General features: G+C 70.1%; 10 protein-coding genes and 1 pseudogene. 5 read left to right on the top strand and 6 right to left on the bottom strand.

Going from position 1 to position 13,066, the window contains the following annotated elements; all coding sequences use genetic code 11:
- Nucleotides 1–6 precede the first annotated feature (6 nt).
- From ACSMTC_RS10210 to ACSMTC_RS10195, 5 genes and pseudogenes are all read right to left on the bottom strand, one after another.
- Nucleotides 7–792 (bottom strand): hypothetical protein, encoded by a 786-nt coding sequence (locus ACSMTC_RS10210; protein WP_436559347.1) that lies wholly within the window; start codon nt 790–792, stop codon nt 7–9.
- Between the two features lie 62 nt (nt 793–854).
- Nucleotides 855–1,541: an RHS repeat domain-containing protein gene (locus ACSMTC_RS10205; RefSeq protein WP_436559346.1), complete on the bottom strand. Its 687-nt coding sequence runs from the start codon at nt 1,539–1,541 to the stop codon at nt 855–857.
- On the bottom strand, nt 1,538–2,275 hold the full coding sequence (locus ACSMTC_RS10200; protein ID WP_436559345.1) for a hypothetical protein: 738 nt from the start codon (nt 2,273–2,275) through the stop codon (nt 1,538–1,540). Before ACSMTC_RS10200 ends, ACSMTC_RS10205 begins: the two co-directional genes overlap by 4 nt.
- A gap of 266 nt (nt 2,276–2,541) precedes the next feature.
- A pseudogene (locus ACSMTC_RS40635) lies at nt 2,542–3,024 on the bottom strand (type IV secretion protein Rhs); the annotation flags it as partial.
- A gap of 312 nt (nt 3,025–3,336) precedes the next feature.
- The gene (locus tag ACSMTC_RS10195) at nt 3,337–5,649 is read right to left on the bottom strand and encodes a 2OG-Fe(II) oxygenase (protein WP_436559344.1); all 2,313 of its coding nucleotides are present in this window, start codon (nt 5,647–5,649) and stop codon (nt 3,337–3,339) included.
- Nucleotides 5,650–5,941: 292 nt separating this feature from the next.
- Between ACSMTC_RS10195 and ACSMTC_RS10190 the strand changes: the two genes are divergently transcribed.
- From ACSMTC_RS10190 to ACSMTC_RS10170, 5 genes are all read left to right on the top strand, one after another.
- Nucleotides 5,942–6,997: an SEC-C domain-containing protein gene (locus ACSMTC_RS10190; RefSeq protein WP_436559343.1), complete on the top strand. Its 1,056-nt coding sequence runs from the start codon at nt 5,942–5,944 to the stop codon at nt 6,995–6,997.
- A gap of 249 nt (nt 6,998–7,246) precedes the next feature.
- Entirely contained in the window at nt 7,247–8,512 is a 1,266-nt protein-coding gene (locus ACSMTC_RS10185) for a hypothetical protein (RefSeq protein ID WP_436559342.1), read from the top strand.
- 804 nt (nt 8,513–9,316) lie between these two features.
- A complete protein-coding gene (locus ACSMTC_RS10180; RefSeq protein WP_436559341.1) occupies nt 9,317–9,637 on the top strand; it encodes a hypothetical protein in 321 nt (106 codons plus the stop codon).
- Nucleotides 9,637–10,284, top strand: coding sequence for a nucleotidyl transferase AbiEii/AbiGii toxin family protein (locus tag ACSMTC_RS10175; protein WP_436559340.1), 648 nt, complete (start codon nt 9,637–9,639; stop codon nt 10,282–10,284). Before ACSMTC_RS10180 ends, ACSMTC_RS10175 begins: the two co-directional genes overlap by 1 nt.
- A gap of 84 nt (nt 10,285–10,368) precedes the next feature.
- On the top strand, nt 10,369–11,001 hold the full coding sequence (locus tag ACSMTC_RS10170; RefSeq protein ID WP_436559339.1) for a UPF0158 family protein: 633 nt from the start codon (nt 10,369–10,371) through the stop codon (nt 10,999–11,001).
- A gap of 116 nt (nt 11,002–11,117) precedes the next feature.
- Here the strand turns inward: ACSMTC_RS10170 and ACSMTC_RS10165 are convergent, their stop codons facing one another.
- Complete coding sequence (locus ACSMTC_RS10165; RefSeq protein WP_436559338.1) at nt 11,118–12,800, bottom strand: IS1096 element passenger TnpR family protein; 1,683 nt, start codon at nt 12,798–12,800, stop codon at nt 11,118–11,120.
- Between the last annotated feature and the right edge of the window lie 266 nt (nt 12,801–13,066).

Here is a 13,066-nt window from a genome sequence, read left to right as displayed (position 1 = left end):
CTATCGTCATTCGAACATCTGGTTGGATTCCAAGGCTGAGAGGATCAGCCCGGTCACGGTGAGCGTGGTGTGCCAGTCCTCCTGCGTGAGTTCGGGGAGGTCTTCCAGTAGCTCCTCCGGCATCGTGCTGTCGACGGCGCTCGTCAGTAGGCGTGACAGGCGAATCCCTGGCTGTTGCAGGGATAGGCCGATGTCCCAGCCCTTGTCGTCTTCCTGTGCCGAGACCCCGAGTTGCTCGGCGGCAGCGAGGTTGTCCGGGGTCTCCGACGCGAATGCCAGCAGCCCCATGGTCACGTCGGCGGCAAGCTGCTCCGGGTCAGTCTGAGGCTGGTCTCCGATTGCCCACAGAGCCGCGCGGAACGTGGTCTGGGCGGGACGTGGCACCGCCTCGCCGTCGTGGATCAGGGTGGACCCCAGCGCGGACAGGATGAGCTTGGTGATCCGCAGGGCACAGTCCCATTCGTGCTGGGTCAGATCGGGCCACTGGTCGTGTACCTGTTCCGGAAGGCGGAGACCGTCTGCGAGCCACAGCACATGGTCCAGACGGACGCCGTAGTCCTTGAGACACAGTCCGAGGTCGGAGCGGCCGAACTCGTCCTCCTCTACCGAGACATCGAGCTGCTGGGAGGCTGCGAGGTTGCCGGGGGTCTTTGGTGCGAAGGCCAGCAGCCCGCTGACAACTTCTTCGGCGAGTTGCTCCGGAGCGGTCCCCCACTGTTCACCGATTGCCCACAGGGCGGTCCGGAACCGGGCGCGGTCAGCCCGGTCGGCTTGCTTAGTCTGCTGCCTCACTGTTGATGTCCTCCTCGAATCGGCGAGCCCGAGCTTACGGCTGCCGTCCCCACGGATGTGCGTCACCGTCGTTTCCGCTTGCCGGCGTTGCCTCGGTCGACCTTCGAGACGGTGGTTTCCTCGACGAAGGAGTTGAAGCGGTCGATCTGGCTGGCCGGTACCTCGAAACGCCCCGGCTCGTTGGTGGGCTTGGTCTCGTACTGCTTGAGCCACTCGAGCACGCCGGGCTTGCACCGGAACTCCATCTTGTGTGTGTAGTGCTTCGCCTGGCCGAGGTTTCCGGAGTTGAGATCGGCGTTCGCCTTCGCGATCCACTTCGGCTGCTTGTCGTGCGGCTTGAACTTCGGTACGAGACCGCCTTTGCCGTCGTTGGCGGCCAGAGACTGCTTGGCCTCGGCTTCGCTTCCGTAGCGGATGATGAACTCGCACCTGGCCTTCTTGGCCAGTCCCAGCGGGTCGATCTCGGTCAGGGGGTTGCCGACGTACATGTACGGGTCGGGCGCGGGTTCGAGGCCGATCGGGTCAGGGCTCAGGTAGCGTCCGGTCCGGGGATCGTAGTAGCGGTAGAGGTTGTAGTGCAGACCGCTCTCGCGGTCCAGGTACTGGCCGGGGAACCGCAGCGGGCACTCCGCGGGGGCGTCCGAAGGCGAGGTCGATGCGCCCCACAGGGTGGTCCGGGCGCGCCAGGCGATCGTTCCGTGCTCGTCGACGAGTTCGGTCGGTGTGCCGGCCAGGTCCGTGACGATCATGTAGAAGCGCCGGTCGATCTCGCGCTGTGAGGCATCCCGCAGGCTGACCGTCTGGGTGAGCGCCCGGTGCTCCTCCGGCTCCCAGTCCAGGTGGTGGTCTGCACCGTGCCGGTTCGGAAGTCGGTGTGGACCTGCTCGGCGAGAACGGTGCCGTCCCAGACGAAGACGGTCTGCTCCAGCGCGTTCGTGCCGTCCGCATCCATCCGGTACTTCGCCACACGTCGGCCGAACGGATCGTAGAGGTATCGCCAGTGCTCTCCGCTCGGTGTGGTCAGTGAGACCAGGCGGTCGTCGGCGTCCCAGGTGTACTGCCAGACCCGGACTCCGCCGGAGAGGAGCTGTCGGGTCTGCCGGACGAGGCGGCCTTGGCCGTCGTACTCGTAGTGAGTCCGTCCAGCGCGCTGGAGCAGGGCGCCAGCGTATGCGCGCGCGCCGGCGGTGCTCTCCTCGGCGGTGTCAGCACGCTCTGGCCAGGCGGCCTGGATGATGTGCCCGGTCTGGTCGTAGGCGTAGGCTTCCTGCCAGTTCCCGCCCGTGACGGCGGTGATCCGGCCCGAGGCGTCCAGATCGAAGCTGCGGGAGCCGCCGGCCGCATCGGCGATTTCCGTGAGGCGGCCGTCAGGCCGGTACGTGAAGGACCGCTGCTGCAGTACCCGCGCGACCGCGTCCGCGGACGTGCTGATGCACTGATCAAGGAGCCGGTCGGCACCGCCCCAGGTCTGGGCCAGCCGCACACCGCCGAACTCGCGGGAGATTTCGTGGCCGACACGGTCGTACCCGAAACGGAGCGCCCACGATATCCCACGGCCAGGGCGTCGATCCGGCCGTGAGGTCCGTACGACCAGGAGCTTTCCGAACCGCTGGGCGTCCGCCGGAGTGTCAGTCGCCCCAGTGGGTCGTAGCCGTGGGCCAGGGTGAGGCCGTTGCAGGTCTCTTCGATCGGGCGCTTGAACGAGTCATAGCCGATGGAGATCTCGACTCCTGGCCTGGCGGTGTGCAGCAGACGACCGGCCGGGTCATAGGAAAAGGTGGTGACCGCTCCGTCCGCGTGCTGCTCGAGCGTGCGGCCGAGGGCATCCCGTCGGTAGCGGACCACCTGGCCGGCGCCGTTGGTCCGCGAGGCCAATTCGCCGGCGGCGTCGACCTCGTACCGCAAGTGGCGTCCGTTGAAGTCCCGCTCGGCGACCACTCGGCCGACCGGGTCGTACTCGTAATTCCACGTGAGGCCACGCGGATTGGTGACGTGGACCATCCTGAGCTCGGTGTCGTAGCCGAACTCGTATCGTGCTCCGTCAGAGCCGATGCGGGCGGACAGACGGTCGAAGTACGTGTACTCGAAGCGCTCGGTGGCGCCCGTCTCGTCAGTGTGCTCGAGCAGATTGCCGTCGGCGTCGTACTTCCACCGTTCGGTCTGCCCGTCTGGATCCGTGCGGCAGGTGGGCCGGCCGTCCGGAGTCCAGTTACACGTGGTGACGCGGGCCAGCGGGTCGGTGACCGTGTGCGGAAGTGCGCGTCCGACAGGTCCAGCGGCTGCCCAAAGGCCGGATGAGTCGGGCGATGGTGAGGCACCCGCTGCTGTCTTCGTCGAAGGCGTGGCGCAACGTTGAGGCAGTGCTCCTGGCCGAGCGCCGAACTCGTGCTCGCCCGGCAGGCAGCCTGCTGATCAACCACCAGCCGACCCTCCAGGCCGGCACGTCCCGACCTCAATCGCGGACCTAGCCGTAACTCCTCAGCCCATGTACCGAGTTGCTTCTCAGTCACGACAGCCCGCATGACCGCTCAACGACCCAATCGATCAGCAGTCACATGATCCTGCCACTGAAGTGCTGGGAGCGTCCCACACCGATGTCAGCCATGCCAGGTCGGCTCCGGCCTGCCGACGGGCCTCCTTGTCGCGCGTGAACAGCTCCTTGGTCTTCGTCAGCACGAGCGTGTACGGACGTCCTTGCCGCCTGGTCTGGTGGCTCACCGGCAGCTCGGCCGAGTCGATTTTGGTGTGGACATGTCGCCGACAGTCCTTCGCCAGTGGCCACTCGAGGACTCGCCGCGATCGGGAACCGAGAAACGTCCCCAGGGTGTCACACAGCTCGCAGCCGCACCCGGTCCATGTCATCGACCAGTCATCCTCATCGCGCGGCCGCCGTACGGCAACCGCGCGGAGCCTGTCTCCGCACTCCCGCGCGACCGCGTCGAGCCCCGCAGCCCGCCGTGCAGTCGCCGACCGCGCCTCTGTCGCACGGCGCAGCATCGGCATCAGGCACTCCAGTACCGTGTCCGGGTAAGTGCGCAGCGCTGCCAGGATCCGGCCGCGCAGCTGCTCGTCGGCCGCTTCCAGGATGGGTAGCAGCGGTAGGCCCAGCTGCTCCAGCTGCGCACGGCGGATCTCGGCCGGGCCGGTCGTGGTCCACAGCCGCAGGCCGCCGTCCACCTGGGTCCAGGCCCCGGCCGCCAGCAGTTTCGCCATCGCCGCGCCCCGGCCGGAGCGCAGCGCCGCGCACAGCTGGGGCAACTGCGCGGTCCAGTCGTACTGGTGTGCCTCGAAGCGGGGCTGCGGGCCGAACCAGCCGTCGCTGACCCGGCGCAGCCACTGGGCGCCGTACCTGGCGGCCACCGTGGCCAGAGCGTCCGCGTGTTCCGGCGTGAGCGCGTCCACCCGGAACGGCTCCAGCAGCATCGCGGCGGTCTCGGCCACCTCCAGGCCCGCGGCCACCCGCAACGCGCTTGCCAGCTGTCCGGGTTGCGTACCGCTGCGTTTCCAGAACGGTGCGAGGGATTCGGCCGCGGTGCGTGCGCCGTCCCGGTCGCCCCGCGCGATGCGTTCCTGCAGTTCCTCAAGGGCCCACCGGGATCCGGCCTCGCCGCGCGCCGCGAAGGCCCGCTCGCGCGGCCACACCACGACCGCGGCCCGCCGGTACCAGCGGTCCAGCGTGTTGCCGTAGTTGCCCATGTAGCCCTCGTACTGGGAGTCATAGGGCGTCAGGTCTGCGCTCGGGGTGCTGGCGCAGGCCTCGTAGTCGTGCACGTACAGCGAGATCTGCTCGCCGCCGGTGCCGTCCGGGCCGGTCCACCAGCCGAGGGTGATCTCGTCGTCGATAAGGTCGCCGAGATCGTAGTCCTCGTCGGTACCGGCGCCGTCGACCTCGTCCTCATCGTCGTACCCGTAGTCGTCCCAGGGGTCGTACCCGGCGGGGGAGGCGTCCCAGGTCTGCTTCACCTCGGCGAGGGCCAGCACCGACTCGCACCCCGCCTGGGCGCCGGCGGCACGCAGCAGCGCGGCGCGCTCCGCGTCGGCGCCCTTGAGCCGGTCCCAGCCAAGACCCCGCTGGGTGTATTCGTGGTCGAGCAGGTAGACGAGGCGGTTGGGCGGATCGAGGTCCCGGGTGCTGTAGCGCGGCCTGGACGGTCTGCTGAAGTGCTGGTCCAGGCAGTGCGCCAATTCGGTGATCGGGCCGGACTCCCGCTCCGGAGTCCCCGGCTCGGCAAGCAGGTTGAAGGTGAGGGTCACCCGATAGCCGGTCCTGACCGGGGTGACCTCGTGTCGACAGTCGGCGTAGAAGGCCACGAGGCTCAGCTCCGTCTTCGACGTGCGGTAGACCCGGCTCTGCCCGGCGTGCTCGATCACCAGCTCCCCGCCGGTGTGTGTCGAGGGCAGAGACAGTACCAGCGTGCCCACCATGGAGTCGTCCTTCTCCGAATCCTGGTGGGGAAGGAAGAACTGCCCCTTGCCGTACACGAGCAGCGCGTGCGGCTCGGCCCGCAGCCGGGTCGACGCGGGGAGCCCGAGTGCGTCCCGGAAGTACTCCAGCGCGCCGCTGAGCAGTGTCGGCCAGGATGGGCCGCCAAGAGTGACCTGGTCCCGCGAGATCTGCCAGGTGTCACGGACGCTGGCGTCGCTCAGCGTTTCCTCGCCCCGCCCGAACATCGCCGGGCGCGCCACCATGATCAGCTTCTTCGCCTGGGGCGCGCGGAGCGGAAGACTCACCGGCCCGATCCCGGCCACCTCCAGTCCAAGGCCGTGCACAGGCGCCTCGAGCTGGGCGCTGAAGGCCCCCGTCACCTTCGAACCGCCGAGCAGCTGAGCCAGGCGTTCCCTCGCAGTCCCCGCCACGCGCCCACCCTCCCAGACCCTGCGGCTATGTCGTCCCCGGCCCGATTCTACGGATCGGTGAGCCAGGAGACCGCGAGATAGCCGGACATCGCGGTCAGGTGTGGTCTGCGGGGTCTCAAAGGTCCCGCACACGGGCTGGCCTGCGTGTCCGCCAGCTGCCGTGATCTTCGTCAGGATCAGCCCGCAGGTTCGATAACAGGTTCCGGCCATCGCGTCAATGGTGGGCGCTGTCCAATGGCCCCGCGCACCGGTACAGCCTTCTGATGCCGTGGCGCGGCGATACTCTTCGCGGGTGACGAACCATCAGTACGGCAGCACCTCGACGTCGCGGACGCCTGAGACCCCCTATGTCGCATTCCTCGAAGGACTCGGGCGGGAACCGAGCCTGACGGAGTGTCAGAAGTGGGCCGCCGAGCACACCGGTGACCCGGAGGAGCCGCGCGCGTTGGTGGACGCCGGTTGGCTCTTGCTTCGCGCGGGCCGCCATGCCGAGGCGCTGGCCCTCTTCGAGCGAATCTGCGAGTTCGGCGGCCGCTTCGGGCGCGACGGGCAGGTGGGCGTCATCGATACGCTCTACAACACGGGGCGGCCGGACGAAGCGGACGAGCGGGTGCGCGCGCTGCGGGCAGAACTCGACGCCCAGTCCGGAGACGTCGCAGACCTTCGCATCTTCGAGGACATGGTCGAGGTCCTGGGCGAGGCCGGCCGCGGGGACTGGGCTCTGGAGTGGTGCGAGGCGGGCCTGGCGCGTGCCGCCTCGTTCGGAGACAACGACGAAGTCGCAGAGTACTTGCCCCGGCTCTCCCTGAGCCGTTCGTGGCTGCGCGAGGAAGCCGGCCACGAACTGGACGACGACGACCTCGCCGCCCAGGGGGAGGCCGACGCCGCCCTCCAAGAATTCGCGGACGCGCTTCGCGAGGTCACCGGCACGGTCGGCGGCCGGCGCCTCGACGTCCCTGAGGACGGCGACGCGTTCGACGGCATCGTGCTGCGCTGGACCCGCGACGACTTCACCGCCGTGCGCGAGCGCTGGCCCGAGTCGACCGCGGGCTACGGGGACGACTACGACGCGTACGCGGCCCTGGTCCAGCGGGAGGCCCGAGCCTACTCCGAGGCGGGAGCCGCCCACGTGCGCATGGTGAGCGGACGGCTGGCGGCTTACAAGGACTGGGCCAGCCGTGACGGCCGCGATCCAGCCGAGCCGTTCACTCGCAGGGCCTTCGGAGAGTGGTCCGCCCGGACCTGCCCGCGCCTGGTGCTGCTGTGGCCTCCCGCCCGCAACGGCCCCTGCTGGTGCGACTCCGGACGCAAGTACAAGAAATGCTGCGGCACCCCCGCGAACAACTGACGCTGGGGCCGGACGCACGAAGTCGGCCGGCGGTCGGCCGACGCGAATGCCCCGATGCGCCGTTCCCGAGCCGGGTGCGGCGAACCGGCCGCCCCGACGCCGTGCGATGACCGTGTGATCGCCCCTGCGCGCGGGGGGCCGGGCTCATGTTCCCGCCCTCCAGGTTCAGTCCCCGGCCGCATGCCCATGAGACGATCGGGACAGGCAAGTGAGGGCGCGCCCGTCCCCGCGCGCGAGGAGGTGGACACGATGGAGCCGGTCCCCGGCCCGCTCGCCAAGGACATGGACCTCGCAGCGCGGCTGCTGGGCTGGCTGGTTCCGAACGGCGAACCGGTCGCCTCCCTCACGACCGCCGACGTGGAACGCTTCTGCTGGTACGAACTCCCCCGCAAGTGGGACGCGAATCCAGTCGAGCAGCGGCAGGCCGTCACCCTCCTGGCGCGGCTGCTGGCCGACGCGGGACGGATGCGACCTGCCGCCGTGTGCACGAGCGAGACCACGACGCAGGTGCTCACCGCATGGCAGAAGTCCGACCGTGACGGCCTCGCGGCGTACCGCAAGGCCGTGTCCGACTCGTCGACGACCCCGCCGGACACACCGGAGCTGACCTGGGGAGCGGTCATGGGCGTGCAGGAAGCCGTCGCCCACGCGAACGCCTCGACGCACCTCGAACAGGCCCTGGACGCGGGAGTACTCGACCCGGCCGGCAGCTTGCGCTCCGCGCGGATCCGCCTCGTCGAGCAGTGGCTCGCGACCCCGCATCCAGCTCACCAGGACCGTGCCCCGCTCGACGCCATCCAGGCCGAGCGACGCGAAGCCTGGCGCGGCGCGCCACCAGCGGAGCGGCGGGCGCTGCTCGCCGCCGTCCTGCGGGAGCTCGACCAGCCTGCGCCGGCTCCGCCGGACACCGCCGAGCCGCTGCACTGGCTGCTCAGCGCGATCGGCGACGGCGTCACACTCACCCAGGCTGGCTACCTGCCCCGGGATCTCGTCGCCGAGGCGTTCGCGCGTTACCCGCACTGGTACCCGATCGGCAAGGGCCCGCGCTCCGAGGCCGACCTGTTCCAACTCGCCGACCTGCACGACCTGGCCCGCACCCACAAACTCCTGACCAAGCGCCACCCCCTCCTCAAACTCAACGCGGCAGGCCGGGCCCACCTGGCCGACCCCGAGTTGCGCCAGCGCACCGCCGCCCTCGCCTGGCTCGGCGCCACCCCGGCAGACCGGCAGACCGCCGAAGCGGCGACCTGCGCCCTGTGGCACGGCCCACTGCCCCACGAACAGCTCCAGCACACCGTCCACCTGGTGCTCGCCACGGCTTTCTGCGGCCGCGACGGCCACCCGCTCGATCCAGAGGACACCCAGCGCCTCCTGTGGCGATGGCTCCACACCGGCCGGGAGCTCGGATACCTCGACCGCGGCGCGCGGCAGTCGATCGCGCTCACCGCCACCGGCCGTCCCGCCGCCCTCAAGGCACTCAACTGCCTCGCCGAAGCCCCGCGGAGCCTTCCCTGACCGTGGTCGCACCCGCTCCGGTCGGAATCACCTCGGCAGCCCCATGGCCCAGCGACGGGTTCCCGCAGAGGCATCGCCTGGGGGCATGGGCCCGCGTCGCCGGCATCGGCCCAAAGCCGGTGGGCGGCACCCGGTCGCCAGCATCGCCTGACAGCGAGTCGCCCCTCGGGCCGGAGTCCACGCCCGGCGGCCGGGCGGACCTGGGAGCGGCGGTAGGGCCGAAGCCGCACGAGCAACTCCGGCTCAAGAAGATCATGGGCGGCCAGCACCGTGGCTCCTACCACCGCGCGGCACGACTGGCCACCGCCTGCGCGGAAGCCCTGACCCGCACCGGCCGCGGACCGCTTCTATCTGGAGTCGGTCCGCGCCAGCTACCCCGCCACAGCGCCTTCCGCCGCGAACTGGACACAGCACAAGCCACGTCACCGCTCCTGTAGGACCGCTGACATGGCATCGACGACGCCCCGCCGACCCTCGAGCGTCCGGTGCGCGAGAGAATGTGACTTCGCCTGCTCCCGCTGCTCGCGTCGGAGGCCGGCCGGAGCCGCTGGCGGGCCAGCCAGGGCAGCGTGTTCATCCGTTCGTGGACCGGTTGCCCGGCGAGGGCCCGGGCAGTGTTGGATGGCGGCATGGCCGTGAGCGTTGTGATCGATACCGTACGAGCCGCCGCGTCCGCCAAGGCGTTCCGAGCAGGCGAGAAACTAGTGGCCGCGGGCGTGGTAACTGCCCGGAGCCCGGCGACGTCGCCGACAGCACCCAGACTTGTCATGGATCACCCGCCGCGGATGGGGCACACTGGTGGCCATGAGCAGGTATGCCGTGGCGAGGCCGTACACGCTGCCGGATGATCTCGGTCGGCTGACCGGCCCGGCGAACGGGACTGTGGTGCTGCCGCGGCACCTGGACTGGGGCCCGCCCTACACCTATGACCTGGCCGAACCAGCCGACCTGGTGCTGATGTACGAGCGGGTGATCCGCGAGGCGCAGACCCCCACCGACCTCCATGATCACCTGCACCGGGCCACTCTGCTGCGCCTGTGGCCGGAGCTGTTCCTGCCCAGGGAGGTCCGCGCGCTGTGGCAGGCCCGGTTCCCCGAGCTCGGCCCGAAGGCGGCAGCGGCGTAGTGGACGAGCTGCACCGGCGACTGATCAAGATCGGACTGGACTCCCTCGCAGAGGACTACGGCTATGCCCTGGCCGGCGGCTACGCGGTGCAGGCGCATCGCATCGTCGACCGGCTCAGCGACGACGTCGACCTGTTCGCGCCGATCGGACGGGCGACAGCGGAGATGCCGGCTGCCGTCAGGGCCGCGGTCGCGGCATACAGTGCGGCCGGGTACAGGGTGCAGGTCGTTCGGCAGGTGTCGACGTACACCCGGTTGAGTGTCACCGACCCGGCCACCGGCATCCAGAGCAAGGTCGAGCTGGTAGCGGAGTTCCTCCACCATCCGCCCGTGGCCTCGGAGCTCGGACCGGTTCTGCACCGCGACGACGTCGCGGCGGGCAAGACCGGCGCGTTGTTCAGCCGCGCCGAGGTCCGCGACGCTATCGATGTGCATGGCCTGCTGCAGGCGGGATACTCCCGCGAGCGTCTCATCGAGCTCGCCATCCAGAACGACGCCGGCTTCGACCACGCGATGTTCGCCGATGCGCTTCGGCGCGTCGAGCGTTACAGCGACAAGCAGTTCGCCGCGTATGGGTTCGACCCGTCCGCCGCCGCAGCGATCCGAGAGCAGTTCGCTGACTGGCGTCGGCAACTCGATCAGGGATGAGGGTGGCGCTCCGTGGCGGGTGAGTGGAGCGAAGAGGAGCTTCGGCAGCTGAGGGCGGCGCGGCACACCGGTGACGGAGCGGCGATGGTCGAGCTGCTGCCAGCGCGGCCGTTGGCCGAGGTCTTGCAGATGGTGGGGGATACTGTCGCCGACGCCGTGGTCGGCGGGGTGGCTGGTGCCGTCGAGCTGGCCGAACGGTGTGTCGCGGCGCTCGCGGAGCGTGGCTGGGACGGGGACGAGGACCTGGCGGCACAGCTGGAGGCCGCTCTGAGTCGCGGGCCGGCGCCGTTGCTCAGACCGCTCCCGGTTGATCTGGAGGACCTGTCGGGGTTGCTGGAAGGAGATCCCGTCTTCGGTGGCGGCCGGATCGACCTGACCACCGGGGAATGCTGGCCCCAGCAGGTCGACCTCGACGGGTGGGAGGGTGAGTTGAGCGAGGACGCGGAACCTGACCGGTGGCTGCCGGTGCCGTGCGAGGGGTCCCGGGACGGCTACCGGGACATGGAGCTGTTCATCGCCACGGTCGGTGACGCCGGGTTCGCGGATCGCCTCGAGATCGCCATTGCGGGCCGTGGCGCGTTTCGCAGGTTCAAGGATGTCCTGGCTCGCCGTGAGGACGAGCAGAGTCGGTTCCACCTGTTCTCCGAGGAACGACAACGCGGTCGGGCGCGGGCCTGGCTTGCCGGGCACGGATACCGCCCGGCGGCTCGCCACTGACAGAGGATCAGCCCCGCCGGACGCGCTCCCGCCCTGCCTGTCGCCACCGGGCGAGCGGGGCCGGCATGGATCGCCCACCGACCCTCCGTCAGCGGGTAGTCATGTGTGGGATGTCGTCACCGCCCCGTGTCGTAGGCGCGCCCGTGGAGGGCGGCGTTGACCGCGGTGAGATCGAACGCGACTGGCTCCTGAGGGCATTCGGGATTCCAGTCCTCGATCGGATTGTCGCCTGTACCGGCAGTACACCGTGGGTAGAGCATGCCGGATTCGGGCTGGTCCAGGATCTTATCCAGGGCGATGTCGTGGTCCCAGCAGTCACCGAGGTCGTAGGTATACGACAATGTGGTGCCGACGCGTTCGAACGCGGTATCCAGGCGCAGCCACTCCTCATCGCCGGTGTCCTCCAGGTCGTGGAAGACGTCCGCGTACCGCCGGCCACCGACCTGGAAAAAGTGCAGGTGGTCGTCGCCCCAACCGAACAGGGCCCGCAGGGCCTGGTGGAGGTCTCCCAGCGTCGCGTCGGCGGGCATCTGGACCCGCCGCCACACCGAACGGGCATGCCGCAACGAGGCCTTCAGTTGCAGGACCCGCGGGGCACGGCGGCCCTCGCCGCCCTGCTCGGCGGCGAGGAGCACGGATTGCAGCTCGGCGGCCTGCGGGTGGCCGCTGTCGCGGACAGCCGCGAGCCGCTGGCTCAGGTCGGCGCCGTCGACGTGCTGCCAGACATGGGTGAAGGCGTCCGCGGGGCTGCGCTCGGCCAGCAGCGTGAGTGCGTGCTCCGTATGGAACCAGACCTGGTCGGCGGGGGAGAGGCGCGGCTCTGTGTCCGAGTGGCCCGCGAGCAGGATGCGGACCCACGGCCCCAAGGCCGATGCCTTGTGGAGTGCCTGCAGGGTCGGCAGCGCCTCGTCACCGAGGCCGTCGAGCAACTCGAACGCCGCCACCCGGGCGCGCGCCCCGGCCTGCGGAGCGGCGGCGAGGAGTTCGGCCGCTGCCTGCCCCGCGCGACGTGCTGCGAGCCACGGCCGGGCGGCCCACCAAACCTCCTGCGGCTCCCGGTTGCTCAATCGGGCCAGGACTTCGGCCGGGCTTAGGTCCGCCGCGATGGGCTTGGGCAGGCGCTCGCGCAGGCGCTCCATGGCCCAGAACCCCAGGTCGGTCAGCCGTGCACCGCAGGCGCAGCCGTCGTCCTGACCGCATGGATCGTCAACTTCGCCGCGGAGGACGGCTCCGAAGCTGTCCAACAGTGCCAGCCAGCTCTCCCCACCCTCCCAGGGAGCGCGCAGCTGCCGAGCCAGTTCGGCGCCCGGCTCGCGCCACTCGAAGCGATACCGAAGGTTTGCCAGGGCCCACGCAGACACCGGTTCCGGTCCGTCCAGCGCGGCCAGCAACTCGACTGTGAACCCGAGCGCCTCGGACGTTGTAGTGCCCGGGACCGCCGCACCGCAGGCGGCCACCAGGGCATCCAGCCACAGCCCCGCCCACGCGGGGTCGGCCTCCGCGGGCATGCAGTCGTCAGCTGCGTGGTGAACCCGCGCGCCCTCGCAGCGCAGCCAGCCCGCGCTGAGCGCCGCCACCCACGGCGCGTGGACCCGGGGGAGATCCGCCACCGACCGCACACGTTCCGGCACCGCGACGCCCAGAACCTCGGCCACGGCTGGCAGATCCGGGCGGCGCAGCGCCCCGCGCGCGGTGAGTCCAAGCCCGCGCGGCGCCTCCTGCCCCACCCAGGCGGCCAACCGCATCGCACCCTGCAACGCACTGCTCTGTCGAGCTGCCGTCACCATCTGCTCATCCACGGCGCGAGCCTACCCGCGCCTCGGAGGTCGGATCGACTACGGGCTTGTGGATACCTCGCAGTACCTCGTCGTGATCGATGAAGGGGGCTATCCGCTCACCACCACGACGACCCCGGTGAGGAATGGCCGCTCCCGAAGGGGCATACGTCCTCTCCCGCGCTACTCCATGACCCGTACACCCTGCGGTCGTTGACAGGCACAGCGCCGACAGCCACGAGCGCTACGGGCCCACCGTCGGCGAGCGAGCCCGAGAGCTCGGCTACAAC

The sequence above is a fragment of the Kitasatospora sp. HPM-01-4 genome (genome assembly GCF_051374625.1).
In the GTDB taxonomy this organism is placed as follows: Bacteria; Actinomycetota; Actinomycetes; order Streptomycetales; family Streptomycetaceae; genus Kitasatospora.
This window is presented reverse-complemented; position numbering and strand designations above follow the sequence as displayed.